Annotated in this window: 21 protein-coding genes; 14 read left to right on the forward strand and 7 right to left on the reverse strand. The window is 56.4% G+C overall.

The window, feature by feature from the left end; all coding sequences use genetic code 11:
* Positions 1 to 189 precede the first annotated feature (189 nt).
* A complete protein-coding gene (locus GGR27_RS03265; RefSeq protein ID WP_168035948.1) occupies positions 190 to 1,461 on the reverse strand; it encodes an RlpA-like double-psi beta-barrel domain-containing protein in 1,272 nt (423 codons plus the stop codon).
* Positions 1,462 to 1,679: 218 nt separating this feature from the next.
* The gene (locus GGR27_RS03270) at positions 1,680 to 2,306 is read right to left on the reverse strand and encodes an inorganic diphosphatase (RefSeq protein WP_168035949.1); all 627 of its coding nucleotides are present in this window, start codon (positions 2,304 to 2,306) and stop codon (positions 1,680 to 1,682) included.
* A gap of 192 nt (positions 2,307 to 2,498) precedes the next feature.
* Between GGR27_RS03270 and lpdA the strand changes: the two genes are divergently transcribed.
* The 4 genes from lpdA to GGR27_RS03290 all read left to right on the forward strand — a co-directional run bounded on the left by lpdA (position 2,499) and on the right by GGR27_RS03290 (position 7,784).
* Entirely contained in the window at positions 2,499 to 3,896 is a 1,398-nt protein-coding gene (gene lpdA / locus GGR27_RS03275) for a dihydrolipoyl dehydrogenase (RefSeq protein WP_168035950.1), read from the forward strand.
* Between the two features lie 145 nt (positions 3,897 to 4,041).
* Complete coding sequence (locus tag GGR27_RS03280; RefSeq protein ID WP_168036393.1) at positions 4,042 to 6,222, forward strand: B12-binding domain-containing radical SAM protein; 2,181 nt, start codon at positions 4,042 to 4,044, stop codon at positions 6,220 to 6,222.
* Between the two features lie 97 nt (positions 6,223 to 6,319).
* The gene (mazG, locus tag GGR27_RS03285; protein ID WP_168035951.1) at positions 6,320 to 7,093 is read left to right on the forward strand and encodes a nucleoside triphosphate pyrophosphohydrolase; all 774 of its coding nucleotides are present in this window, start codon (positions 6,320 to 6,322) and stop codon (positions 7,091 to 7,093) included.
* 100 nt (positions 7,094 to 7,193) lie between these two features.
* Entirely contained in the window at positions 7,194 to 7,784 is a 591-nt protein-coding gene (locus tag GGR27_RS03290) for a bifunctional nuclease family protein (RefSeq protein ID WP_168035952.1), read from the forward strand.
* 166 nt (positions 7,785 to 7,950) lie between these two features.
* Here the strand turns inward: GGR27_RS03290 and fabD are convergent, their stop codons facing one another.
* Positions 7,951 to 8,832, reverse strand: coding sequence for an ACP S-malonyltransferase (fabD, locus tag GGR27_RS03295; protein WP_168035953.1), 882 nt, complete (start codon positions 8,830 to 8,832; stop codon positions 7,951 to 7,953).
* A gap of 131 nt (positions 8,833 to 8,963) precedes the next feature.
* Here fabD and GGR27_RS03300 point away from each other — a divergent pair, with 131 nt between their 5' ends.
* The 9 genes from GGR27_RS03300 (at position 8,964) to GGR27_RS03340 (ending at position 21,369) form a co-directional block, all read left to right on the forward strand.
* Positions 8,964 to 9,365 (forward strand): DUF423 domain-containing protein, encoded by a 402-nt coding sequence (locus GGR27_RS03300; protein WP_168035954.1) that lies wholly within the window; start codon positions 8,964 to 8,966, stop codon positions 9,363 to 9,365.
* Positions 9,358 to 10,149 (forward strand): 5'-nucleotidase C-terminal domain-containing protein, encoded by a 792-nt coding sequence (locus tag GGR27_RS03305; protein WP_168035955.1) that lies wholly within the window; start codon positions 9,358 to 9,360, stop codon positions 10,147 to 10,149. Before GGR27_RS03300 ends, GGR27_RS03305 begins: the two co-directional genes overlap by 8 nt.
* Positions 10,150 to 10,249: 100 nt before the next feature.
* On the forward strand, positions 10,250 to 11,158 hold the full coding sequence (locus GGR27_RS03310) for a bifunctional metallophosphatase/5'-nucleotidase (protein WP_168035956.1): 909 nt from the start codon (positions 10,250 to 10,252) through the stop codon (positions 11,156 to 11,158).
* Between the two features lie 423 nt (positions 11,159 to 11,581).
* Positions 11,582 to 12,997, forward strand: a complete 1,416-nt coding sequence (gene dnaA / locus GGR27_RS03315; protein WP_168035957.1) for a chromosomal replication initiator protein DnaA — start codon at positions 11,582 to 11,584, stop codon at positions 12,995 to 12,997.
* A gap of 118 nt (positions 12,998 to 13,115) precedes the next feature.
* Complete coding sequence (locus tag GGR27_RS03320) at positions 13,116 to 14,474, forward strand: pyridoxal-phosphate dependent enzyme (RefSeq protein ID WP_168035958.1); 1,359 nt, start codon at positions 13,116 to 13,118, stop codon at positions 14,472 to 14,474.
* Positions 14,475 to 14,745: 271 nt separating this feature from the next.
* Complete coding sequence (locus tag GGR27_RS03325; RefSeq protein ID WP_168035959.1) at positions 14,746 to 16,149, forward strand: c-type cytochrome domain-containing protein; 1,404 nt, start codon at positions 14,746 to 14,748, stop codon at positions 16,147 to 16,149.
* Positions 16,150 to 16,155: 6 nt separating this feature from the next.
* Positions 16,156 to 17,199, forward strand: coding sequence for an NHL repeat-containing protein (locus tag GGR27_RS03330; protein ID WP_168035960.1), 1,044 nt, complete (start codon positions 16,156 to 16,158; stop codon positions 17,197 to 17,199).
* Between the two features lie 47 nt (positions 17,200 to 17,246).
* Positions 17,247 to 19,889, forward strand: a complete 2,643-nt coding sequence (locus GGR27_RS03335; protein ID WP_168035961.1) for a PSD1 and planctomycete cytochrome C domain-containing protein — start codon at positions 17,247 to 17,249, stop codon at positions 19,887 to 19,889.
* Between the two features lies 1 nt (position 19,890).
* Entirely contained in the window at positions 19,891 to 21,369 is a 1,479-nt protein-coding gene (locus tag GGR27_RS03340; protein WP_168035962.1) for a DUF1501 domain-containing protein, read from the forward strand.
* A 217-nt stretch (positions 21,370 to 21,586) separates the two neighbouring features.
* Here GGR27_RS03340 and GGR27_RS03345 read toward each other — a convergent pair whose 3' ends face one another.
* The 4 genes from GGR27_RS03345 to GGR27_RS03360 are packed head-to-tail and all read right to left on the reverse strand — an operon-like array spanning position 21,587 to position 25,253.
* The gene (locus GGR27_RS03345) at positions 21,587 to 22,078 is read right to left on the reverse strand and encodes a phosphoribosyltransferase family protein (RefSeq protein ID WP_168035963.1); all 492 of its coding nucleotides are present in this window, start codon (positions 22,076 to 22,078) and stop codon (positions 21,587 to 21,589) included.
* Positions 22,079 to 22,126: 48 nt separating this feature from the next.
* Positions 22,127 to 24,406 (reverse strand): glycogen debranching protein GlgX, encoded by a 2,280-nt coding sequence (glgX, locus tag GGR27_RS03350; protein WP_168035964.1) that lies wholly within the window; start codon positions 24,404 to 24,406, stop codon positions 22,127 to 22,129.
* 46 nt (positions 24,407 to 24,452) lie between these two features.
* Complete coding sequence (locus GGR27_RS03355) at positions 24,453 to 24,860, reverse strand: single-stranded DNA-binding protein (RefSeq protein WP_168035965.1); 408 nt, start codon at positions 24,858 to 24,860, stop codon at positions 24,453 to 24,455.
* A gap of 18 nt (positions 24,861 to 24,878) precedes the next feature.
* Positions 24,879 to 25,253, reverse strand: a complete 375-nt coding sequence (locus GGR27_RS03360; RefSeq protein WP_168035966.1) for a single-stranded DNA-binding protein — start codon at positions 25,251 to 25,253, stop codon at positions 24,879 to 24,881.
* A gap of 298 nt (positions 25,254 to 25,551) precedes the next feature.
* Between GGR27_RS03360 and GGR27_RS03365 the strand changes: the two genes are divergently transcribed.
* A complete protein-coding gene (locus GGR27_RS03365; RefSeq protein ID WP_168035967.1) occupies positions 25,552 to 26,793 on the forward strand; it encodes a DEAD/DEAH box helicase in 1,242 nt (413 codons plus the stop codon).
* Positions 26,794 to 26,913: the final 120 nt, after the last annotated feature.

A 26,913-nucleotide genomic window follows, 5' to 3' on the forward strand; every position in this document is an offset into this window, starting at 1 on the left:
GCTACGTTAGAGAATATACAACTGGATTACCATTTTGTTAGGTATTCCTATTCGTAAAACAGTTAAGGTGGGTACGCTCGAAGAATATTCGGCGGCCCACCAACGAAAAAACCCTCCCGCCACGAAGTGACCGAAGGGTTATAAGGTTTTGCCAGAATAGCTGTGTCGAAGGAATAAGCGATCAACCCATCATTTGACTTGAGTAATCATTCCCTCGATTTGCAGGACGTCGCGCAGGTAAGTCGCCGCCGTCTGTGCTTCCGATTTGGAGGAATAACTGCCCGAGTAAACACGGTGCAGCAGGGAACCATCAGGTCGCGCGGATGAGCGGTAAAAGACATCCTCTACGCCCATCCCTTTAAACTCGGTAACCCGCTGCTTTGCGTAGCCCTCGTTGGCGTAAGCGGCTAACTGAACTGAATGCACTACGGCTGCACCAACAAGCTCTTTGGCCGGGGATACGCCCGTAACGACGGTGGAGTTCGCCAGCAGAATGGACTTGGCGGCTTTAGTTGATTTTGCCGTAGCGGGTACGGGATAGTACGCGGGGACGGATGCACTACGGTTCTCTTGAAAACGGGGTACCGTAGGCCGTGGCGGCGCTACTTGATTCGCCGTATTCTGAACCGGCTGGTAGTAAACGACCTGTGGGGAGGCCAGCGCCGGAGATTCGTAAACGTCGGGCGCGATGCGGCCGCTGACTTCCGGCTGCCAGGTATCCTCCGCCGCTGAGCGCTTTGGTGTGTTAACTACCTCACGCGCCAACACGCTGGGGCGCACGGTAGCATTCGGTGGCAACGCAGAGCGATTGTACACCGTTGGCCCGGCGGGAACATCACTAACGATGGGAAGGGTCGGTTGTACCTCCTTACTCGCCAGATCATAGCCGACGTTACGATCGGCTGACCCAAAAGTTGGCGCATCCGCATCCGCGGCCGTGCCGATTGGCGTTCCCGTACCGTACACGTTCGGGCGGGGAGCTGCTTTTGCGACGACGTTAGGGTTCCAGTTACTGAAACCAGTCCGTTCTACGCTCACTCTTCCCCGCAGGTTCAGGCCGAGGGAGTCGGCGGCGGCGGTGCTGAGGGTAATCAGGCAACCTTCGCATTTCTGGGCCGTATCGTTGATGCGGACGACCACTGATTTCTGCGTATTTAAGTCGACGACTTTGACGAGTGAGCCGAGCGGGAGGATCGCATGGCTGGCCGTCAGTTGCCCTGGCTGGTACCGCTCTCCGTAGGCGGTCGTACGACCGTCCATATCGGGTGCGTACGCCGCAGCCAGACCAACCTGGCGGGTCTTGTAGGCAGCATCGTAATCCGCCAGCGCCGTGCCACGTACTTCATTGCGTGTGGAAATAACTGCTGCACCCGCGTCCGCGCCCTTCTTATCCCACTCGAACGACTGAGCGGACAAAGGGGAGGCTAACAATAGCGCGGAGATGAAGGCTAGATTTTTCATAGTTGGAGGTTTTTAGCGTCCCGTCGCAAAATAAGCGAAGCGGAAAAGACTAAAATATCGGAGTGAGGTTAGCTGAAACTGTGCATTAAACAACAATTCCACCACAAAAAAGCGGTTAAACAAGCACTAAACCAAACTAACTCGATTTTTTAACACAAAAAATGTTATTTATTCAAAGTCTGACCGCGCGATAAAAACGTGCATACATTACTGAGGGTTCAATCGACCTTCCACTTTCGGACCTCCCGCCACGCATAGGCTTCGTCTTCCCAACGTAGCAGTTCGGTGGCTCCCGCCCCTTTATAATTGAGGAACCAGGTTTCGATGATGTTACGCGCCGCGTCCTGCTCCAGTGCGAACTGCAGGTAATTGTCGACCTGAAAAACCCGCAGGGTAGAATCAACGGGCACGGCGATGATTTTAGTGTCAATTTCCCCACGGTCGCGTAAAAGCAATGTGCCGATGGGTTTCGCGGCAATCTGGGCGCCGGTTGGAAGGGTTTCACTAATCACGAGTACGTCCAGCGCATCGCCGTCGCCGCCCCTTTCCCGGTCCATCAACGTGGAGGGGACGAAGCCGTAGTTACCCGGGTACGGCAAAAAGTTGATTACGCGCGTTGCCCCCCCCGGGAGCGTATCGTTACCGAAACCCCGCCCGGTGCGGTATTCGATTTTGTGGTTCGTCCCGGCCGGGATCTCAATGATGACGTTGAGTGCATCACCCTCCGTACTCGCGATGGTGTACGGGTCGTCCGGCAAATCATAAGCGGTGGTGGACGCGTCGTTACAGCCGTATAACAATAAGCTGGCGCTGGCGCAGGTGCAGAGGAAATTAGTAAAACGCATGGTGGAGGGTCTGTTACCGCCCTAACCATTCCCGGTAAGCCGATGTTGCACCCGGGCGGCGACGGGCACCGGAAAGTTGTTGCGAGCGATTAGAAACTCCACGGCGCACCCCAAGGTCGCGAGCACTAAGCGACTGCCAGCGGGATTTCTTACCTTTGCCGTCCCTTTTTACCCACCCCCAAATAAACAGTTATGGCTTACGACCTAATCATTGTCGGCAGCGGCCCCGGCGGCTACGTAGCGGCGATCCGCGCTTCCCAACTCGGCATGAAAGTCGCCATCGTGGAACGCGAAAACCTCGGCGGTATCTGCCTGAACTGGGGCTGCATCCCCACCAAAGCACTCATCAAAAGCGCTCAGGTATTCGAATACATCGAGCACGCCGCCGACTACGGCATCAAGGTCGCGAAACCAGAGATCGACTTCCCGGCGATGGTGCAACGTAGCCGCGGTGTTGCGGACGGTATGAGCAAAGGAGTCAACTTCCTCATGCGCAAGAACAAGATCGAGGTGATCGACGGAACGGGCAAACTCATCCGGGGCAAAAAAGTAGAAGTTACCGACGCCGACGGCAAGGCCACTACCTACGCCGCCGAGAACATCATCATCGCCACCGGTGCCCGCGCCCGCCCGCTACCCAATTTGCCCATCGACGGCAAGAAGATCATCGGCTACCGCGAGGCCATGACGCTGACCGACCAACCGAAACGGATGGTCGTCATCGGTGCCGGCGCGATCGGTACGGAATTCGCTTACGTCTACTCGAGCATCGGGACGGAAGTGACCGTGGTGGAGTACGCGCCCGAAGGCCTCGTACCGCGGGAAGACGCAGACGTCAGTAAGGAGCTCACGAAGCTCTATAAGAAAAAGGGAATCAAAGTGCTCGCCAACACGGGCGTAGAGTCCGTCGACACCACGGGCGACGTCATCAAGGTCACCGCTAAGGATCGTAAATCAGGTAAGGACGTAGTAATCGAATGCGACGTCGTCCTTTCGGCCACCGGCGTTGCCCCCAACACCCAGAACATCGGCCTGGAAGACCTCGGTATCGAGATGATCCGCGACCTAATCAAGGTTGACGAGCGCTACCGGACGAACGTCCCCGGTGTCTACGCGATCGGCGACGTAGTGGAAGGGCCGGCCCTGGCCCACGTCGCCAGCGCCGAAGGTATTACCTGCGTTGAGGGAATTGCCGGGCTCGAACCGGAGGCGATCGACTACAACAACATTCCCGGCTGTACCTACTGCGTCCCCGAGGTAGCCAGCGTCGGGTACACCGAGGCCATGGCGAAAGAAGAAGGTTACGAACTTAAAGTCGGTAAGTTCCCCTTCAGCGCCAGTGGTAAAGCGAGCGCCGCCGGCGTCAAGGAAGGCTTCGTAAAACTTATTTTCGACGCGAAGTACGGCGAACTGCTCGGTGCCCACATGATCGGAGCCAACGTAACGGAGATGATCGCCGAAGTCGTCGCCATTCGTAAGCTAGAAACGACGGGCCACGAGTTGATCAAAACCGTTCACCCCCACCCCACCATGTCGGAAGCGATCATGGAAGCGGCGGCGGCGGCCTACGGGGAGGTGATCCACCTGTAACCTCGCCGAAAACGTGGAGAAGCATTGCTCCTTCCCTTTCCGTGCCTTCCGTGTTTTAGTTGCATTCCGAGAACGCTTCTTTCCGTGCCGAAAGAAGCGTTCTCGGCTTAACCTCACCGCCTAACGTCCAACCGGACTCAAGCCCATCGACCACCTTCTCCTCATCACGCCCCCGTTCACTCAACTGAACACGCCCTACCCGGCGACCGCGTACCTGAAAGGATTCCTGAACACCAAGGGCATCCCGGCGGAGCAAATGGATCTGGGCATCGAAGTTATTCTCGAACTGTTCACGGGGCGGAGATTACGTGAAATCTTTGACTTAGCGCGGGCGGGTAAGACACTCGCCACCCCCAACGCCCGGAGAATCTACGCGCTCCGGGAAGAGTATTTCGCCACGGTAGCGGGCGTCGTCAGCTTCCTGCAGGGCAAACAACCCACCCTGGCCCGGCAAATCGCCAGTGAAAACTTCCTCCCCCAGGCCAGCCGCTTCGACCAACTGACGGAGCTGGACTACGCCTTCGGGGCGATGGGCCACCAGGACAAGGCGAAGCACCTAGCGACCCTGTACTTAGAGGATCTTTCGGACTTCATCGTGGAAACCGTGGACGCGAACTTCGGCTTCTCGCGGTACGCGGAGCGGCTCGGGCGGAGCGCCAACGCCTTTGACGAGCTGCACGCAGCTCTCCAAGCGCCTACCAGTTACGTTGACGGCATCACGCTAGAATTACTGGCGAAAAAGATCGGTGACCATCCGCCACGGGCGGTTTGCTTCAGCGTCCCCTTCCCCGGCAACCTTTACAGCGCCTTCCGCTGCGCGCAATTCATCAAAGCAAACTACCCCGGCGTAGCGGTCATGATGGGCGGTGGGTTTCCAAATACGGAGCTACGTAGCGTAAGCGACCTACGCGTGTTCGACTACTTCGACTACATCACGCTCGACGACGGGGAACTACCCATCGAGCTACTCTGGAACAACCTGCTCGACCCCAGCCCAGCTAATCCTGACCATAAGCTCCACAAGCGAACTTTCCTGGTCGAAAAAGGCCGGGTGTTCTACAACAACTACTCCCTGCGCCGCGACTACAAAATGAACGCCGTTGGCACACCCGACTACGGCGGTTTACCACTCGACCGCTACATTTCGGTGATCGAAGTCGCCAACCCGATGCACAGTTTGTGGAGCGACGGGCGCTGGAACAAGCTCACCATGGCGCACGGCTGTTACTGGGGTAAGTGCACTTTCTGCGACGTGAGCCTCGACTACATCGGCAATTACGAGCCCGTCCGCGCGACGCTGCTCGTTGATCGAATGGAGGAACTCATCACCCAAACCGGCGAAAACGGTTTCCACTTCGTGGACGAGGCCGCGCCGCCGGCGCTGATGCGGGATTTGGCGCTGGAGATCATTCGCCGGAAACTCCGACTTACCTGGTGGACCAACATTCGGTTCGAAAAAAACTTTACGCCGGACCTCTGCCGGTTGTTACAGGCGAGTGGCTGCATCGCCGTATCGGGCGGTCTGGAAGTGGCGTCGGATCGCTTGCTGGAGCTAATTCAGAAGGGCGTGACCGTGGAGCAAGTCGCGCGCGTCACCGGGGCGTTTACCGACGCGGGCATCATGGTCCACGCTTACTTGATGTACGGTTACCCCACGCAGACGGTGCAGGAAACGGTGGATAGTCTGGAAATGGTGCGGCAGTTGTTTCAGGCGGGGGTAATCCAGTCGGGCTTCTGGCACCAGTTTGCGCTGACGGCCCACAGTCCGGTCGGAATGGACCCGAAAGCCTACGGAATCGTTCCGCACCCACAAAAAATCACCTTCGCCAACAACGACGTGCAGTTCACGGACCGCACGGGGATCGACCACGACCAATTCAGCTTTGGGTTGAAAAAGTCGCTGTTCAATTTCATGCACGGGATGTGCTTCGACTATCCGTTGCGGGATTGGTTCGACTTTTCCGTGCCCGCCACGACCGTCGATCCGGATTACATTGCCTACGCGCTGGAACAGACGGACGACCTACTGAGTCACACGAACCGCCGGGTGGTATGGGTGGGTGGGGAGCCGGAGCTAGATCGGTTGCAAGCGGAGCAACTTACCATTACGTTATTCGATCGCCGGGATACGGAATCTTTTGCGCTGCCGCGGGTGCAGGGTGAGTGGGTAGCCGCCCTCCTGCAACGTTGCGCCGACCGGGAACAATCTCTCCTCACGCTAAAAACTATCATCAAAGACTACCCAGGTACGCTGGATGATTTTACCGATCTCTGGCTTTCACCGGAGTTAGACTTAGTCCGGGCCTACGGTCTGCTGATCGTTTAACTCCGACCTAAAAGATATAGGCCACTAAACTCTGCTCCCCCGCCCCTTTACTTTGCACCTGCGACCGCGCCCAGGACACAATCAGTCACCCGAACTTATGAAAGCCCCCTCCACAACGCCCCAACTAACCGCCTTCCAGCGACTCCTAACCATCATGAACGAACTACGCGAACGGTGCCCCTGGGATAAGAAGCAAACGCTGCTTTCCCTCCGCAAACTGACGATCGAGGAAACCTACGAGCTAGCGGATGAGCTACTGAAAGAAGATTTGGAAGGCATCAAGGAGGAGGTCGGTGACCTACTGCTACACATGGTTTTCTACGCCAAGATCGCCAGCGAACAGGGTGCGTGGGACATCGCCGACGCCCTTAACTCCGTCTGCGACAAACTGGTGGAGCGCCACCCACACATCTACGGCGACGTCATTGCCGAAGACGAAGCGACCGTCAAACAGAACTGGGAAAAAATCAAACTTGCCGCCGGCAAGGGCAAAAAGACCGTCCTCAGCGGCGTACCGACCGCCCTACCCGCCATGGTAAAGGCAATGCGCATGCAAGAGAAAACGGCGCAATTTGGCTTTGACTGGGACAACGTCGACCAGGTCTGGGATAAAGTCCGCGAAGAAATAGAAGAGTTCCGCGAAGCCGACAACGCGCGCGATCAGGAGGCTGAATTTGGTGACCTCCTCTTCAGCCTGATTAATTACGCCCGCTGGAAGGGGATCGACCCAGAGCTGGCGCTGGAAAGAACAAACCTTAAATTCCGTAACCGTTTCGAATTCGTCGAGCGCGCGGCCGGTGAGGGTGGCCTCTCCGCCATGCCACTCGCCGAGATGGAGGCGCTCTGGCAAAACGCCAAGGAGACAGAATAGCCCCCGCAAAAAATTCTTACCTTCGCGCCCCGTTTGCCGCTTGCGATTTTAGAACCAAATCGAAGGCTGGTCGTTCGTCCATCTATACCCAACCCCGTTTATGAATAAGATCGAGCTCCGCGTCATGGCCATTAGCCGCAGCGTTACCCAGTCGACCAACTACGCCGTAGTGCTCGGGGAGCGCGAAGGTGCGCGCCGCCTACCCGTCATCATCGGTAGCCAGGAAGCGCAGGCCATTGCCATCGCCATCGAAGGGCTGGAAGGCTCGCGACCGATGACGCACGATCTTTTTAAGAACACGCTCGACATCCTGCGTACGGAGATGCGGGAAATCATCATTAACGACTTGCGCGAAGGCGTTTTCTTCGCCCGTCTGGTCCTGAACCGTAACAGCGAAATCATCGAAGTCGACAGCCGTACCAGCGACGCCCTCGCACTGGCCGTACGTTTCGACTGCCCCATCTACACCTACGCCCACATTTTAGAAGAAGCCGGGATAACACTCGAAGACGAGGAGGAAGACAGCGCGCCCGACGAGACGGAGAGCGCCAGCAACATGACCAACGAAGATAATCTGGCGCGGTACAACGCCGGGGAGCTATCCAAGATGCTGGAAGAGGTGCTCGGGAACGAAAATTACGAGCGAGCGGCTTTGATTCGGGACGAGCTTAATCGGCGGGGGGAGAATTAGGGGGTAGGAGATTAGGCGGTAGTAAGAATTAGGCGGTAGGCGGTAGTTACGTAGGTGGTAGATACTTACCGATAACTTCCCTCCTATACGTAATTACCAATATCCCCATACTATCTGATTCCGCCCTACCACCTACCAGCCTACAGACTACCGCCTACCACCTCCGTTACCCTAACTGTTCTACACTCAGTGACCGATCCACCTTACGGATTAACCCCGCAAGCACCTTGCCCTTTCCACCTACTTCTACGAAAACAGTCAATCCGGCAGCGGCCATGTTTTGAACCGTTTGCGTCCAACGGACGGGACTAGTTAACTGGGAAATTAGCTTTTGCTTGATCTCTTCGGGTTTAGTAGATGGTTTTGCGTCCACATTTTGATAAATTTCACAAGCGGGGGGACGGAAGTGAGCGGCGTCGATGGCTGCTTTCAGGCGGTCCTGGGCGGGTTGCATCAGCGGGCTGTGAAAGGCGCCACCTACGGGGAGGGGGACGACGCGGCGCGCGCCCAAGTCCGTCAGTATCTTACTCGCCTTCTCAATACCTTCGAGGGAGCCGGAGATGACGAGTTGCCCGTTCGTATTGTAGTTCGCGGGGACGACAATTTCCTCGATGGCGGCGCACGCTTCTTCGATGATGTCGTCAGCGAGCCCGAGCACCGCGGCCATTGTGCCGGGGATGGCGTCCGTAGCCTCCTGCATCGCCTCCGCGCGCTCGGCTACGAGACGGAGTGCGGATGGAAAATCCAGCGCACCGGCGGCGACGAGGGCGGAAAATTCACCAAGGCTGTGCCCGGCAACGGCGGTAGGTTGCTCTACGTTCTCGGCCACCAAGTAAGTGATCGCGGAATGGACGAAGATGGCGGGTTGGGTGATTTTTGTTTGCCGAAGCTCCTCTTCGGTGCCGGTAAACATGGTCTTGGACAGTGAGAAACCAAGTACTTCGTCGGCTTGCTTGAAAAGTTGTTTGGCGGGGCCGCTGAGGTCATAGAGGTCTTTGCCCATTCCGGTAAACTGAGCGCCCTGGCCGGGGAATACGTATGCTTTCATAGTTGGTCTTTAGTCGGTGGTGTGTGGTCTGTGGTCTTTAGTCTGGGGTTTGTAGTCTGTGGTCTTAAACGCAGGGGCACAGACTTCAGACCAAAGACCCCAGACCATGGACCTTAGAGTACCTTCGTGAAATGCAAAACTACTTACGTCTGTTCGCCGCCCTCGGGGCTTTGGCCGTTGCGCTGGGCGCTTTCGGGGCGCACGGGTTGAAATCTTTGGTCGGGCCGGCGGAGTTGGAGACTTTCGCGACGGGCATTCGCTATCATTTTTACCACGTGTTCGCCCTGGGTTTCGTAGTGGTGTTATCCGCGTTGCCTGGATTTTCGTTAGTGCGGCTCGGCCGCGCGGCTTGGTGTTTTGGGATTGGTATTCTGCTTTTCTCCGGTTCACTGTACTTACTTAGTTTGCGCGAAGTCCACGGACTGCCCGTCTCCTTTCTGGGGCCGATTACCCCCGTTGGCGGTGTATTTTTCATCGCGGGTTGGGTATTTTTATTTATTTCTCTGACCGACAAATCCGCTTCCGATGTGTAAATTTTTGCTGCCGATCATTGCCGTATTTTCTTTCGTTGGCTGCAAAGCGAGCTTGGGGCCGGTCACGGTTGCCCCGCAGTTGTACGAAATTGACGGCGCGCAGTCGCCCCGACTAAGTGCGGGACTAGCTAGCGCGTCGCGGGTGCGGGGTACGTTGGAAGAGAGCGGAGCCGATGAGGTAGCCGCAATGATCGATCCGTACAAAGATCAACTGACGGCCAAAATGAATCGCGTACTCGCCCAGGTCGCCACGCCGCTGAAAAAAGGTGCCCCCGAGAGTAACCTGGGAAACTGGATGGCCGACATCATGTACGCCGCGGCGCAAGAATACTATCCGGGTAAGCAGATCGCCTTTGCGGTCACGAACATCGGTGGGCTGCGGGTCGGTGAGATCGGTACGGGGCCGCTCCTCGTTTCGGAAGTGTACGAACTCATGCCGTTCGATAACGAACTCGTCCTACTCGAGCTGAACGGAGCCGAGGTCGAAGAATTCCTCAACCACGTGGCGAACGCCGGAGGTTGGCCGGTCAGTGAGCAGTTGGCGGTGCGCCGCACCGGCGGGAAGTTGGGGGTGACGGTAAACGGTCAATCCTTGAACCCGGAAGAAATTTATTACGTCGCCACGATCGACTACGTCGCCGACGGCGGAAGTGATGCGGCCATGCTGAAGGGTAAAATCCAGCTTCCCTCCGGTCAATTTTTGCGGGAGGTGCTGGTCGATTTTGCCGGGCGCTCCGTTGGTCCGATCGACGTTCGTTCTACGGGCGACAGGATGCGGTTATAATTCAACCAATCCTGCCTTCCCCCCAAAATTTACCTGCACCCGCGACCGCGGCAGCTAGTCCCGCACTTAATCGGGGCGACCGCGCAATAAATAAAGCATTATGAACCGAAGATTTTTTATCCGCCGCGCGGCCGTTGGTGGTGGCGTCTTGCTAGTGCCGGGGCTGGCTACGGCGGCGGTCGCTCCTTCCACGCGGAAGCTCACCATTTTGCACACCAATGATTGGCACAGCCGGATCGATCCATTTCCGGACGACGGTGGTCGCAACGCGAACCAGGGCGGGGCCATCCGGCGGATGCGGCTCATCGAAGACGTGCGCCGGCAGGAACAGAACGTTATCCTGCTCGACAGCGGCGATATTTTTCAGGGCACGCCCTACTTCAATTTTTTCGCCGGTGAGCTGGAGATGAAGCTGATGACCAAGATGGGCTACGATGCGGCAACGATCGGTAACCATGATTTTGACGGCGGGATGGAGAACCTGGCCACGCAACTGACGCACGCTAAATTTCCGATGCTGTCGGCTAATTACGAGTTCGCCGGGACGCCATTGGCGGGCCAGACACAACCCTACACAATCATCAAAAAGAACGGCGTGAAAGTTGGTGTCTTCGGAGTCGGAATCGAACTTCAGGGGCTCGTCCCCGAAAAGCTCTACGGCCGCACGAACTACCTGGAGCCGACGGAAGTCGCCAACCGGACGGCGGCCATCTTGCGGCACCGCGAAAAGTGTGACGTGGTGATTTGCCTGAGCCACCTGGGCTTTCGGTACCGGGGCGATAAGGTGGACGACATCAAGCTCGCCGCCGCCAGCAAGGACATCGACATTATTCTCGGGGGACACACGCACACGTTCCTGGACGCACCGGTGGAAGCACCGAACGCGGAGGGCGTTCCGGTCATCGTTAACCAGGTCGGTTTCGGTGGATTACGGGTCGGGCGGTTGGACCTGACGTTTCCCGGTGGCGGGGCTCGCTCCTGCGTGGCTTGCAACAATTTGCGAGTATAAACTCATCCATCGAAGCGGCTTGGTTACGTCAAAATGGCAAAATATCTGCCGCTACCGCCACGGATGCTTTTCTTTCAAATTAAGCCAGGAATTCTTTGGCGGGCTGGCCGTTTTATTCTCATATTTGCTGGGCGCCGATCCTCAATCGGCGTTTAGGCAGGCGAACTTATCCTGAGAACTGGCTCTACGCAGCGTCGTTCTCTACATTTTTCCCGTTAGCGTTCGACCGGAAGGTACCAACCAATCATTTTCTGGCTGAGCCAGCGTAGACTGATTGGTTTTCGATCATCACTCTCCGCACTGCCTTACTGCATTCCTTCTTACTGATTCATAGTTTTCTTTCACCTTCCTTGCCGGGCTAATCCCCGCCCAAGGCACTAACCATCTCTGCACTTGGGACAGAATACGGTACACCAACTGACTATGAATCAGGACCACGACATGCTTTGGAACAAGTGCCTTTTGACCATCGGTGAGACCGTGAGTGGGCAGGCTTTCGATACTTGGTTTGCGCCAATCCGCCCGGTGAGTTTGGTCGATAATGAGCTTACCATTCAGGTCCCGCACCGGCTGTTCTACGAGTGGCTCGAGGAGCATTACGTGGAGGTGCTGAAGAACAGTCTGAACGCAGCACTCGGCACGCCGGGCCGGTTACAGTACCGCATCAACCCGGTAAAAACTAAGGTTCGTACCCCCAGCCTATCCCGCCGCCAGGGTCAGTTGACCGAACAAGTCCAGCTTACGCAGGCTAAAATGCCCGGCAACCCATTCGTCATCGCCGGCGTCGGTCGTCCCCGCATTCCCTCCAACCTAGATGATAAATACACTTTCACCAACTTCGTAGAGGGGGATTGCAACAGCCTGGCCCGCAACGCCGCCAAAGCGGTAGCGGACAACCCTACGCAAACGGCTTTCAACCCCTTGGTTATTCACGGTTGTAGTGGGTTGGGGAAGACGCACCTCCTGCACGCCATCGGTAACTACGTCAACGAGAAATACCCGGATAAGGCCGTGCTCTTCGTCGGTGCGGATACGTTTACCCAGCACCTGGTCGACTCGATCGCAACGAACTCCACCAATGAGCTACTGAGTTGGTACCAAAACGTGGACATTCTGCTGGTTGACGACATCCAGCAACTCGTCAACCGAAAGAAGACCCAGGATATTTTCTTTAACCTCTTCAACGTCCTGCGCCAGAACAACAAGGCAATCATCATGACCTGTGACCGGCCCATCATTGAACTGGATATTGAGGAACGCCTACGGAGTCGTTTCCAGTGGGGACTTAGCGCCGACCTTTCGGAGCCCGCCCTGGAAACGCGGATGGCGATCCTGACCTGCAAGGCGATGAACAACAACGTGGAGTTGCCCACGGAGGTGGCCGAATTCATTTGCTTTCACATTCAACACAACATCCGTCAGCTCGAGGGTATCCTCAACACGATGGTCATGAAGCGGGGCATCACGGGCCAGGAGAAGCTGGATATCCCGCTTGCAAAAGACGTCATGCGGAGTTTCGTTTCGGACATTCACCGTGAGGTCACGCCGGAAATCATTCAGAAGGCCGTCGCGGAACACTTTGATCTGGACGTAGAAAAGATAAAAAGCACCACGCGCCGCCGGCAGGTTGTCCTCGCCCGGCAGATCAGTATGTTTCTCGTCAAGCAGCACACGAACAATAGCCTGAAAAACATTGGCAAGCTGTTTGGGGGCCGGGATCACTCTACCGTCATCTACTCCTTGAAGACGGTAGAAGACCTCATGGACACGAACGATGAGGTAAAGCGCGCGTTGGCGGAATTGGATCGCAAGATTCGGATTGGGAAAGGCGAGTGGTGAATCATTGCCATTTAAGGTTTACCCCTGCCGCTACCCTACTGTCGGTAAAAAGTCAGTTGTAAACACCCTGGGCCCCGCTTGTTGAACAAGCCAGGGCCTTCCTTGTATTCTACCAACTATGGACGTAAAGAACAATATTCTCGAGACGATTGGCAACACGCCGATGGTGCAGTTACACAGGGTGGTGAAGGGCATGCCCTGCAAGGTGCTCATGAAGGTGGAAACCTTTAACCCCGGTCACTCCATTAAGGATCGGATGGCGCTGAAAATGGTCGAAGACGCGGAAGCGGACGGCCGCCTACAGCCAGGGGGCACGATGATTGAATGCACCTCCGGCAACACGGGCATGGGCCTCGCGCTGGCGGCGTGCGTCAAGGGATACCGCGCGATCTTTACGACGTCCGATAAGCAGAGCAAAGAGAAGTTGGACATCCTCCGCGCGATGGGTGCGGAAGTAATCGTGTGCCCAACGAACGTCACACCTGAGGACCCCCGGAGCTACTACTCCATTGCCGAAAAGTTGAGCAAGGAGATCCCCAACAGCTACTGGTTCAATCAGTACGACAATCTCAGCAACCGGAAGGCGCACTACGAATCCACCGGGCCGGAAATTTGGAAACAAACCGACGGACAGATTACGCACATGGTCGTGGGTGTAGGTACCGGAGGGACTATCTCCGGGACGGGTCAGTTTTTGAAAGAGCAAAATCCGGACATAAAAGTCTGGGGGATTGACACGTACGGCTCCGTATTTAAGAAGTACAAGGAGACCGGCGAATTTGACGAAAAAGAAATTTACCCTTACATCACCGAAGGGATTGGTGAGGACATCCTTCCGAAGAACGTGGACTTCGACGTCATCGACCACTTCGAAAAAGTGACCGACAAGGATGGTGCCGTGATGGCGCGCCGGCTGGCCCGGGAAGAAGGTTTGCTGCTCGGCTATTCGGCGGGCAGCGCGGTGGCGGGGCTCTTGCAGATGAAAGATAAGCTGTCACCGGATGATCTGGTGGTAGTCGTCATTCACGATCACGGCAGTCGCTACGTTGGCAAGATCTACAACGACGAGTGGATGCGGGAGCGCGGATTTTTGGACGCGGAGCTGAAGGTAAGCGACTTAGTTGCGGGCAAGAAGGATACGGCTTTTGCCAGCATTCAACCCACGGCAACCGTCAAGGAGGCGCTGAAATTAATGAAGGCGCACGAGTTCAGCCAAATTCCCGTCCTGGACGGAGAAGAGATGGTCGGCTCGATCGTCGAAACGGATGTCCTGAATTTCCTACTGGCCAACCCCATGGAAAATGCCAACCAGCAGGTGGCGGAGATCATGCGCAAGCCCTTCCCGGAAGTAGGCCCGGATATGACGCTCTCTGAGTTGGGCAAACACATCACGAAGGAAAACCCCGCGGTCGTTACTACCGATCGCTCGGGGCGGAAGTACCTCGTTGCGCAGTACGATATTTTGCAGGCTATCTGAGCGTACGGGGGGTACTGAACTGGAGATCTGGAGTTTAGCTCATAAAAAAGAGTTTGCTCGCAACTTCCCCGGCGAGCAGCGGATGGCGTCAATCACGCGCGAATCAGTCCCGCGAATCGGCAAAATGCGCCATTTTGCATGGGGTCGACTCTTGCTTTAGTCATCAAAATTTGATAGCAACCGATTGGTATTGTCGTAGCGTACTTAACATTCATCGCAAAGGCTTTGACTCTGGTACACCTGATGTATATTAGAACGTACAAGTAAGTTCATGCACCTCAGTCAACTTTTTCTGGCGGATTTTCCGCTTTTCGTCGGTCGCTTTCATCCGTTGGTAGTTCACCTCCCCATCGGGTTCCTACTCATGGCGGCGCTCCTGGAATGGTGGCCGGGGGAGAAAGTCCGGCTAGCCGTGCGGGCGGCTTGGGCAGTGGGGGCTGCTTCAGCGGTAGCGGCTGCCGGATGTGGCTGGTTGCTGGCAATGGAAAGTGGTGGCGGGGATACGCTGTTCTGGCACCGCTGGTTGGGGGTCAGCGTTGCGGTGCTGGCCATTTTTGGTGTATTCGTGACAAATCGTGGTGGCGCACTGGCAAAAGGATACGGCGTACTGGTGGTCGTTTTACTTAGTCTCGCCGGTCATCAGGGAGGGAATTTGACGCACGGAGAAGATTACCTTTTTCAACACGCGCCGCCGATAGTGCAACAGCTGGCCGGTCACGCGCCGGAGTCGATGGCCCTGGTCGACTGGGAAAGTAACGACTTAGATTCCATCAACCTCTACCAGCAATTTCTGCGGCCCGCCATTAGCAGTAGCTGCGCAAAATGTCACAATGGCCAGAAGCAGAACGGTGGCCTACGGATGGATGAGCCGCGCTTCGCGCTGGCCGGTGGTGATAGCGGCCCGCTCTTCAGCGCTGGAGAACCTTTGCGTAGCAATTGGCTAAAACGCGTTACCCTACCCCGCGAGAACGTCAAAGCGATGCCGCCCGGAGGAACGCCCTGGAGCTTTACCCAAATTTCTTTGCTTCGGTACTGGATCGACCAGGGGGCAGACACACTATTTGTCCTGGACCCCGCTAATACCCCCGCCGACCTTAAAACACTGCTCCTCCGGGACTATGGCCTGGACCTGCGACCGCGCCTCTTCGTTGAAAGGATAAAGGTGCCGAGACTTACTCCGGCCGTTGAGGAAGAATTGGTAGCGCTAAATTGGCAATTATCAGCCCTGCAACCCGATGGCGGTGCCCTCGAAGCCAAACCGATGGCCAACAAAAGCATAACCGCCGAAGCGCTCGCAAGGCTCGCCGAAGTAGCGACCGATCAGTTGGTCTACTTGAGCCTGGACCATCAGCCACTGGGCGATGCTGAACTGGAACCGCTCGTTCGGTTTCCCAACTTGAATCGTCTTCGCCTGAACGGAACCAACCTTACGGCCAGTACGGTGGAAAAGCTAACTGGCCTCCGGCATCTGGAAAGCCTGAACGTCTACGGTACGGAACTGGACGACGCGAGTTTTGAACACCTTCAACGCTTCCCTAGCTTGAAACGCCTTTACCTCTGGCAAACCAACGTCAGCCCCGCTGGCGCGGCCGCTTTCGCGAGCGACAATCCACAGATTTACGTAGAAACTGGCTACGGAGCAGGAACGGCGGCAAAAGACGCGGCTAAAAAGTAAGGAGCCATGACTGAGGAAAACACCCGAAGAAGTTTTTTAAAAACTGCCAGTAGCCTGTCCGTAACGCTGCCGCTGGCGGGCTGCATAGGTAATCCAATTAACCTTTCCGCTAACGCTGCTCCACTAGAACGTCCCGGAATAATTGGCCACGGTGATTTTCAGTACACCGCCGATAAGCAGTGGAGCAAACTCAGTGCTCACCTGAAACCAGTCGTGCACTTTCACGAAATGGTGTTAGATGCTCGGGGCCGACTGGCCTGCACGGTCGTCAGCGACAAATGTGACCTGCTGCTCTATAATAAAGACGGAAAGGTAGTCGACACCATCAACCATAACGTTAAGGAACCACACGGACTCACGCTGGCTGGCGAAGGTTCCGATCAGACTTTCTGGGTCACCGATTCCGCCGGTGGTCGGGTTATTAACCTCGATTTGGACGGACGACTTGTTCGGGAGTTGAGCGCCCCGGCGGAAGAAATTCCTACCGGAAAAGCCTTCCGACCCACGGAAACCACCGTCACCGAGCGTGGGGATATATACGTCGCGGACGGGTACGGGAGCAATAAGATTTTTCACTACGATAGCCAGGGACGACTTAAGAACGTATTCGGTGGGCCGGACCACTTTAGTTGCTGCCACGGCATTGTCGTTGACGGTCGGCGCGGAATGGAGGAATTATTAATTACGAGCCGAAGCAATCAGAATTTTCAGCGCTGGTCGCTGGACGGTCGGCATTTGCAAACCTACGAATTGCCGGGCCTCAAGGTCTGCCGCCCCGTTACTTCTGGCGAGCACACGCTGTTTGCGGTCATCTGGACGAAGAGCAATTGGCACTACGATGGCATGATTGCCGTGCTGGACAAGGATTTTGAGGTAGTATCGCTACCCGGCGGATCTGCGCCGACAACCCAAACTAGCTTTCGCGACGTCGAATGGGATGGCCGCACCTTGCTAAACCCGCACGACGTGTGCCTGGACCAAGACGATAACATCTACGTGCCGCAGTGGCTATCGGGCATGACCCAGCCGGTGCGCTTACGCAGGGTTTAGCTCAATTTATTACCGTAACTTTCCTACCTATCTACGCCGCCTAAATTATGAAGCGATCACTACTGGTTCTTGTATCCGCTTTCATAATGTTGACTTGTCAGGAAGAGCGAACCATTAATTTTAACGAGGACATCCGGCCAATTTTCAACGAAAAGTGCATCGGTTGCCACGGCGGCGTCAAGCAAGCGGGTGGTTTCGGGTTGGTATTTCGGGAAAATGCATTGCGGGAGACGGATAACGGAAAATTCGCCATCGTGCCCGGTAAGCCGGGGCAGAGTGAAATAATCGCGCGAGTCCGTCACGAAAACGAAGAACTCAGGATGCCATTCGAGGGACCTGCCCTGTCGGAAGAAGAAATTCACCTGTTGGAAACCTGGATCGAGGAAGGCGCGGAGTGGGAAGAGCACTGGGCTTATCTGGCACCGACCAAACCCGAAATCCCGGTTATTGAAGGCGGGCAACCGGACAATTCCATCGATGCCTTCGTGATGGCTGCGCTCCTACCCTACGACCTGGTACCCGCGCCCCGCGCCCCCAAAAGAGAGCTACTGCGCCGCGTAAGTTTCGACCTCACCGGATTACCGGCACCTGAGTTTCTGGCCGAGGTGTTCCTGTCGGGTGACTTAGCGTACGAAGTGCTTATCGACAGTCTGCTGGCGCAGCCCAGCTACGGCGAACACCAGGCTGCCAAATGGCTGGAACTCGCGCGTTACGCCGATTCACGCGGTTACGAACGCGACCGGCCGCGGGAGATTTGGCGCTACCGAGACTGGGTAATTAAAGCTTTTAACGACGACCTACCCTACGACGATTTCGTGACGCACCAGTTAGCCGGCGACCTCCTACCGGACCCGACGGAAGACCAACTAGTCGCCACCGGCTTTCACCGCAACACACTGAGTAACGGCGAAGGCGGCACCGAAAACGAGGAGTTCCGCGTTGCCTCCGTCATCGACCGCGTCAACACTACCTGGGAAGTTTTTCAGGGGACCACGATGGGCTGCGTACAGTGCCACGCGCACCCGTACGACCCGATCCGCTACGAAGAATTTTACACCAGCTACGCGCTGTTCAACAACACCGTCGACCACGACCACGTCAGCGAGGCGCCCCGCTTGCGCACGCTCTACGCAGCCGATGAAGTAAAGTACAAGCGCCTTGAAGACTGGGTGACGGAGCACGCGGAAGAGGAGGCGCGGACGCAGGTGCAAAGTTGGCGGCAACTCATCAAGGTTCGGGAACCCCGCCTTCGCCCCGACCTGTTCGAAAACGTCGAAGGCGGCGTCTTTACCGCGCGCGCTGACGAGGACATCATGTTCCTCCGCCCCGGCAACTCTTTCGCGCTTCCCCCCCGTGATCTTTCAGAAGTAGCGGCGCTCCACGTCAACCTCAGGCCCCTTGGATCAGGCACACTAGAGGTTCGGTTGGCTTCACCGACCGGTCAACTCTTGATCACCCATGCCTTTGAACGGGGCAGACAGGAGGACATTCGCTTACCCTTAGTAATTCCTGGTGGCGAACGGGTGCTTTCCATTGTCACCCGGGGCGATGGCAATGGCAAAATACTGGCCATCGACGCAATTGGCTACGAGCCGAAACTGCCCGGCGCGGAACAACCCGGCGCGGAAGACATCAAAACATTTATCGGTGACCTGCTAGCGGCAAAAGACTCCGTCAATACCTTGATCATGGTAGAAACCACCGACGAAAGCCGCCGGAAAAGCTACCTGTTCGAGCGGGGGAACTGGATGGTGCACGGCCCCGAAGTGACCGGCGGCGTACCTAAGCTTCTCGACGGCGAGGCGGACACACCCATTGAAAATCGACTCGACTTTGCTCGTTGGCTCACCAACCCGGACCAACCGCTCACCAGCCGGGTAGCCGTTAACCGTACCTGGGGGCAATTATTCGGTATCGGACTGGTCGCCACCACCGAGGACATCGGTAGCCAGGGGTCCAAACCCAAAAACCAACAACTACTCGACTACCTCGCCACGGAGTACAGCGGCCCGCTTGGCTGGAGCAAAAAACGACTGTTACGTCAGATTGTCCTGTCGAATACCTACCAGCAATCCTCCCGGGCCACTCCGCAGTTGCTCGCCAAGGACCCCCACAACGAATTGTTGGCCCGTGGCCCGCGCAAACGCCTGACCGCCGAGGAAATTCGCGACCAAGCCCTCGCCGTCAGCGGACTGCTCACCGAAAAATGCTACGGACCAAGTGTTATGCCGCCACAGCCGGACGGCTTGTGGGGCACCATCACGCACAGTAGAAACGAGTGGGTCAACAGCACGGGTGAAGACCGCTACCGGCGCGCGCTGTACACGCACCTACGCCGGTCCGCCATTCATCCGGTCATGAGCACTTTCGATGCATCCAATCGCGAGCTGTGCCTCAGCCGCCGCACGATTACCAACACGCCGCTACAGGCGCTGATGACGCTCAACGATCCGGCGTACCTGGAGGTAGCCGAACGGCTCGCCGACGAAGTTTCGAACCTTCCCAATGTGCCAGCACGGATCGACGGGCTTTACGAATTGCTCCTCCGCCGGCCGGCCGAACCGCTGGAGCAGCAGGTACTCGTTCAGCTTTACGACGACGCTTACGCGACCCACCAGGATGCGCACACCGCCCTTACCGTAGTGGCCAACGCGCTACTTAATATTGACGAACTACTAACCATCAGCTGATATGAACCCTCTGTTAAATGAATTTCGCCACCGGGAGGCTCAGTACAATAGCCGACGCCATTTCTTACGCCAGGGAGCGCTGGGTTTAGGTGGTATCGCCCTCGGTGGCCTGATGGGGTGTGGCACGGACGCGGGTGCCCAGGTCGCCAAGACGAAGGAAGAAAAAATCATGGCGACGGCACTTAGCTATGCGCCACGTGCCAAGCGCGTGATCTATTTGCACATGGCCGGTGCCCCGTCGCAACTGGAGTTGTTCGACTACAAACCCGCGCTGCAAAAACTGGACGGCCAACCCTGCCCGCCTTCGCTGCTGGCCGGTAAGCGCTTCGCTTTTATCCAGGGCACGCCCATGATGTTGGGCTCGCAGGCAACTTTCCAACAGCACGGTCAAAGTGGCGCTTGGGTATCCAATTTGTTACCCAACTTTAGCGAAGTAGCCGACGAAGTCGCTTTCCTGAAGGCGGTGCACACGGAGGAGTTCAACCACGCCCCGGCACAACTATTAATGCAGACCGGAAGCCCGCGACCGGGCCGGCCTTCCTTCGGCTCCTGGGTGACCTACGGTTTAGGGTCCGAAAACGAAAATCTACCGGGCTTCATCGTTTTGGTATCCGGTGGGCGGGACCCGAGTGGCGGCAAAAAACTATGGGGGAGCGGCTTTTTGCCGTCCATCCATCAGGGCATCCAGTGCCGTACGGCGGGCGATCCGATCTTGTACCTCAGTGACCCGGAAGGGATGTCGCGGGATTTACGGGGCAAGTCGATCGCGGCAATCAACGAGATCAATAAGCGGCAGTACGACGAAGTGGGCAATCCGGAAACACTTACGCGGATCAAGCAGTACGAGATGGCGTTTAAGATGCAGATGTCCGTCCCCGAGGTGATGGACATCGAAAAGGAGCCGGATTACATCCACGAGATGTACGGAACGACGCCGGGAAAATCTACTTTCGCCAATAACTGCTTGATGGCGCGCCGGTTAGCTGAGTCCGGCGTTCGCTTTATCCAGTTATATGACTGGGGCTGGGATAATCACGGTTCTAGCCGGTCGACTAGTTTGGAAGAAGGGCTACCGGCGCAGTGCAAGGGCATTGATCAGGCGATGGCGGCACTCATCAAGGACTTGAAACAGCGCGGTATGTTGGAGGACACCCTAGTTGTTTGGGGTGGCGAGTTCGGACGCACCCCCATGCGGGAAAACCGGGGCGGCGTTGAAATGCCCTTTCTCGGGCGGGATCACCACGGAGAAGCCTTTACGATGTGGATGGCCGGGGGCGGCGTGAAACCCGGGGTCGTCTACGGAGAAACGGACGAGATTGGTTACGCGGGCGTCCGGGACCGGGCGCACGTGCACGACGTGCAGGCTACGGTGCTGGGCTTGCTGGGTTTTGACCACGAGAAATTCACCTACCCGTTTCAGGGTAGGAATTTCCGATTGACGGATGTGACGGGCACCGCGATAAAGGACATTATGGTCTGAATTTACTATATAATTTCGGCCACGATGCCGGCCGCAATAGCAAGCAAAAGATGGGCGCGGACGCGGGATGCAAAAATTTTTGGTGAGGCAGAGATCCTTCGTCAATATTCGGACGGAGTGATCGACACCCCGCCAGACCGACAATCATTGCACTGGCGACCGCGCACGCTCGGCTTCCGCTCCCCAAAAACTGCTGCTGCTTGCGGACAAATTACCACTATTCCAGGCTCGCGGAATCCCCTTCCGCCGAGAAGTTTACCAGGATATTATCACCGATGGTGGTACTCAAGTCGAGCCCGCTGTAGGTCACGTAAATTGGCCAGCTTTTGTGCCGCCGGTCCACCAGCACGGCTACCTCTATCTTCTTGGGCAACACCTCCTGGAGGGGACGGAGGGCGTAGAAGAGCGTCCTTCCGGTGTTAGCTACGTCGTCGACGAGTAGTACGGCTTTCCCCGCCAAATCCTGCAGATTACCGTCCAGAACAGGCCCGGGATCAAGTGGGCTTGCGGGGCTAATGCTCAGTGACCAAAGGTGAAAGGGGGCCTTGCTCACCAGACGCAGACCCGCGACTAACTTCTCCGCCAGCTGTAGACCACGGTTGTTAATGCCGATGATGTAGAGCTCCCCCTCGTCGGTGTTCCGCTCGAGGATTTCCATCGCGAGGCGATTGACTTTACTCGCGATCTGTTGGTGGTTTAGCAGTTGCATGGGGCGAAGATACTGGTCCGCAGGTTTTGGTTGGGGACTACTTTGCTACTACTCCTGAATCATCGCCCACAACTTACGGACCTGATCGACGATCGTTACCTTGCGGTGTCCGTCACCAGTCTGGTTGGCAGTTCTCGTTTTGAGCCGGAAGACGTGCATCGATCGTGGCGCGGCGGCATATTCACCACCCGCCAGAATATCTTCCTGAACCGGAATTTCATCGGTGGTAGAGTCAATTAAAGCCTCCCAGCGCGTGAACTCCTGGACGCCCGGCATGCGAAACTTTACAGTTTCCCAAAAAGCGTTCAGCACGACCAGGAAAATATCGTCCTTGATGCGCTGGCCACGCTCGTCGTATTCGTCCATTTCCTCCCCGTTTAGGAGCATACCCAAGCTGCGGACCTGATCGTCAGACCAATCCCCTTCGCCCATCTCGTTGCCGTCGGGCCTGATCCAGAGGATGTCGGATAAGTTACTGTCATCGATGGTGCGCCCGTTGAAGAAACGGCGCCGGTGAAAAATGGGGTTATCCTTCCGCAGCGCGATGAGTTTGCGCGTGAAGGAGTGCAAGGCGCGCTGTTCGGCCGACCAATCCCAATCGAACCAACTAATTTCGTTATCCTGGCAGTAGGCGTTGTTGTTGCCATTTTGCGTGCGACCGTATTCATCTCCCATCGTCAGCATCGGTACGCCCTGGCTGATGAACAGGGTGATCAGCATGTTTCGCTGCATTTTTAGTCGTAGCGCATTGATTTCCGGGTCATTCGTCGGGCCTTCCACGCCGCAATTCCAGCTGTGGTTATGGTTCTCACCATCATTATTGTTTTCTCCGTTGGCTTCGTTGTGTTTGTCATCGTAGCTGTATAAATCCCGCAGCGTGAAGCCATCGTGGGCGGTGATGAAGTTGATGCTCGCACCGGGGCGGCGGCCGCTGAGCTCGTAGAGGTCGGAAGAACCGCTGAGTCGGTAAGCAAGCTCCCCTACCCCAATGGCATCGCCCCGCCAGAAGGCACGGACGTTATCCCGGTATTTACCATTCCATTCCGACCAAAGCACGGGAAAACCACCAACCTGGTAACCGCCCGGACCAACGTCCCAGGGCTCAGCGATCAGTTTTACCTGGCTGATGATTGGATCCTGGTGAATGGTGTCCAGGAAAGTACTCAACTTTCCAACTTCGAAAAGTCCACGCGCCAGGGCACTGGCTAGATCGAAGCGAAAGCCATCTACGTGCATCTCGGTGATCCAGTAGCGTAGACTATCCATCACCATTTGTAGGGAGCGCGGGCTCGTCATATCGATGGTATTACCCGTGCCGGTATAATCCATATAGAACTGCTCCTGGTCCTGTACCAGCCGGTAGTAGTTCTGGTTGTCTAAGCCTTTCATCCCCAGCATCGGGCCGTAATGATTGCCCTCGGCGGTATGGTTGTAAACCACGTCGAGAATCACTTCCAGACCGGCTTTGTGCAACTCTTTGACCATCACTTTAAACTCCCGGACTTGGTCCTCGGGCTTATCCGCCGCCGCGTAATCCGGGTGGGGCGCGAGGAACGACAGACTGTTGTAACCCCAGTAGTTCCGTAGACCCATCTTAACCAAGCGGTCGTCCTGCACGAAGTGGTGAACGGGCATGAGCTCGATGGCCGTGACGCCGAGGTTTTTAAGGTACTCGATCACGGCGGGGTGGCCGAGGGCTTTGTACGTTCCCCGTTCCGCGGCCGGCACGTCGGGCATCAACTGAGTGAGGCCCTTGACGTGCGCTTCGTAAATGATGGTATTGTGCATGGGGTGTTTGAGCAGTTCGTCGCCTTCCCAATCGAAACTGGTATCGATTACTACCCCTTTGGTCATGAAAGGAGCAGAATCCTTTTTATTCATTTTGAGAAACCGGTTCTCGGTTTTGCCCTTGATGGGGTAAGGAAACATGGCGGGGCCCCACTGAATTTCTTCACCCACGCCCTTGGCGTAAGGATCTAAAAGTAATTTGTGCGGATTGTAAAGCATACCGGCGTTAGGGTTCCACTCGCCGTGGGCGCGGTAACCGTAGCGCCAGCCGGTCTCTATGTTTGGGATAAAGACGTGCCAGACGAGGTCCGTCTGTTCCATCATCTGGATGCGGTAGATTTCTTTTTCCGGCGCGTCTTCCCGAAACAAGCTTAGGTCCATTCGGGTGGCTCCTTCGCTGAAGACGGCAAAGTTGCATCCTTTCGGGGACCAAGTCGCTCCTAGCGGATAAGGGCTACCGGGCCATACTTCAATCTCTCCGAATTTTCCGTAGGCGTTAATCTGTTGTTCTTCGCAAACTAGGTTGATGGTCTTACTCATAGGCAGTATGCTAACCTGCGATCCCTGGCAGGGTTCGGTTGGTGACTTATTCCCTCGCGACTCCCAGTCTGGTCGCACGGCTAACGTAGCGGTTATTCTCGCTCCTGCTTGGCTTCTCTTGACCGAGATAAGTGTAGCCCGTTATGTAGACTTCCGCGAACCGGCTGAGTTCCCCACGGCGGTTCCGGTGGTTTGAGTACCGAAGTTCTCCACTGACCAGCAGCCGATCACCGGCTTTAAGGTTGGCGTGGAGATCGAGCGCGGCCGGCCCCCAGGCGAGGCAGTAGTGAACGTCGGCGGGCACCTCAGCTGCCCTGAGTGGAGAACGAGTTACCGCCCGCATCTTTTGCTGGCGCTTAACCTGGAGGGTAAAACGGAGTAAATCGCGGGCTCGCTCGGTACAGTGATAGGTAGGCGATTTGAAGATGGTACCGATTAGGGTGAGTTGGTTCATGGTCGTTGGGTTGTATGATTATGATGGATTGACAGTCTCGGATGTGAGCACTATTTTTGATGGTACTGCGGGATTGCCGATGTGTTGAAAGTAGTCGGCGTGGATTTCGGTGCGGACGTGGGTTTGTCCGTCGCGCTGAAAGCTTCGGTTACGCAGGTGACCCCGCACGGTCACTCTGTTGCCCTTCGTCGCCCGGAGGCACAGTTGCCGCGCTACTTCGCCCCAGGCGACAATGCGAAAAGATTGGTCCGTTCGATCGTACGCCCCGGGAATGGGCGGTACCCCGAGATATAGCCGCAGCCGGGCGACCGGGGTGCCGTCCGTCAGGAAGTGGAGCTCGGGCCGCTGCCCCACCCGGCCCGTGAGCTGGACATGGTTGTTATGGGTTAACATCGTTTTGTCGGTTGATTTGATCGCAAGGTGCCAGTCAGGGTCGATGACAGTCGCATGTTAACCGAATACTTGCGAATTTACCCGTTTACTGACGGTTAACAGGAGCCAGAATTTTGCACATTACCTTGTCTATCAATAATTTGCGGAGGTAGTATCCGAATACGGTAAAATCTCGGGACTGGGCGGTGGACACATCGGGCCACGAGGCCCAATAACCCTGCTCTGCAAAATCTACCGCGCACCCGCGACCGCGCCAACTACCGACCGAAGGGTTACCAACCCGCCGTATCTTCGCGCCATGAAATTTACCGATTACCCCCTGGCCCCGGAGATCATTCGCAGCATCGGCAAGCTGGGTTGGAAGCGCCCGACGGACATTCAGTACAAAGCCATCAAGCACATCCTGAACGGGGAGGACGTGATGGGCATCGCGCAAACGGGAACGGGAAAAACGGCCGCTTTTGCCATTCCGGTGCTCCAAATCATCCACACGAATAAGGAAAATCAGCGCAGGGCCGACGGCATCAAGTGCCTGATTATGGTGCCGACGCGCGAGCTGGCGATGCAACTCGATTCCGTATTTACCGATCTGGCGAAAGGGACGCGCGTCAACGTTTTCGCCCTCACCGGCGGCGTTGAGCAGGACCCGCAGATCAAAGAATTGCAGGCGGGCGTCGACATCCTGATTGCCACGCCGGGGCGCATGTTCGACTTACTTAACCAAAAAGCCTTACGCCTGGAGCGCGTTAATATCCTGGTGCTGGACGAAGCGGACTTGATGCTCGACCTCGGTTTCATCGACGATATTCGGGGCATTCTCGGCCACCTTAAAATGCGGCGGCAAACGTTGTTCTTCTCCGCAACGATCAACCAGAAGATCAAAAAACTGGCCTACACGCTGGTCAAGAAACCGATCCGGATACAAATCTCCCCCAAAGATCCAATTTCCCGCAACGTCGATCATTCGGTCGTCTTCATTGAGATGGATGACAAGCGATTTTTCCTCGAAAGATTCTACAAGCAGAATCCGGAGGCTAAAATTTTGGTCTTCGTCCGGACGCGTGTCCGCGCCGAACGCGTCGCAAAGGCGATGGGGCGGGTTAACATTATTTCGCTCGTCCTGCACGGCGACATGAGCCAGGACGACCGCAACGACGCGCTCGAAGCCTTCCGCGAAAACCAGACGCGCCTCATGGTCGCCACCGACGTGAGCGCCCGGGGCATCGACATCGCCGACGTCACCCACGTCATCAATTACGACCTGCCGGACCAGGCCGATAATTACGTCCACCGCGTGGGAAGAACCGGCCGGGGGGACCGCCGTGGCATCGCCTACACGTTCTGCTCGCCGCAGGAACACGACAAACTACGGGCGGTGGAGGCGTACACCGGCACGGAAATCAAGACCGTCGAGCTCGACCGGCAGGAATACAAAGAAACTTTGCACTTTAGCCGGACGGATAATATGTCGCTGGAGGATCTGATGCGGGAGGCGGAGCTTTGGGAGAAGGGGAAGGGGAAGAAAGGTGGTAGGCGATAGGCTGGTAGGCAGCAGGTGTAATTTAAATTTATATAACTTTTGGGGGCTTATTCGTTCTAATTTTCCGCTACTGGTGGGCGCAACACAATTGGCTAAAATGGTGCCGGCCCAAATAGAGTA

Source organism: Neolewinella antarctica (genome assembly GCF_011927835.1).
GTDB classification, from domain to species: Bacteria; Bacteroidota; Bacteroidia; order Chitinophagales; family Saprospiraceae; genus Neolewinella; species Neolewinella antarctica.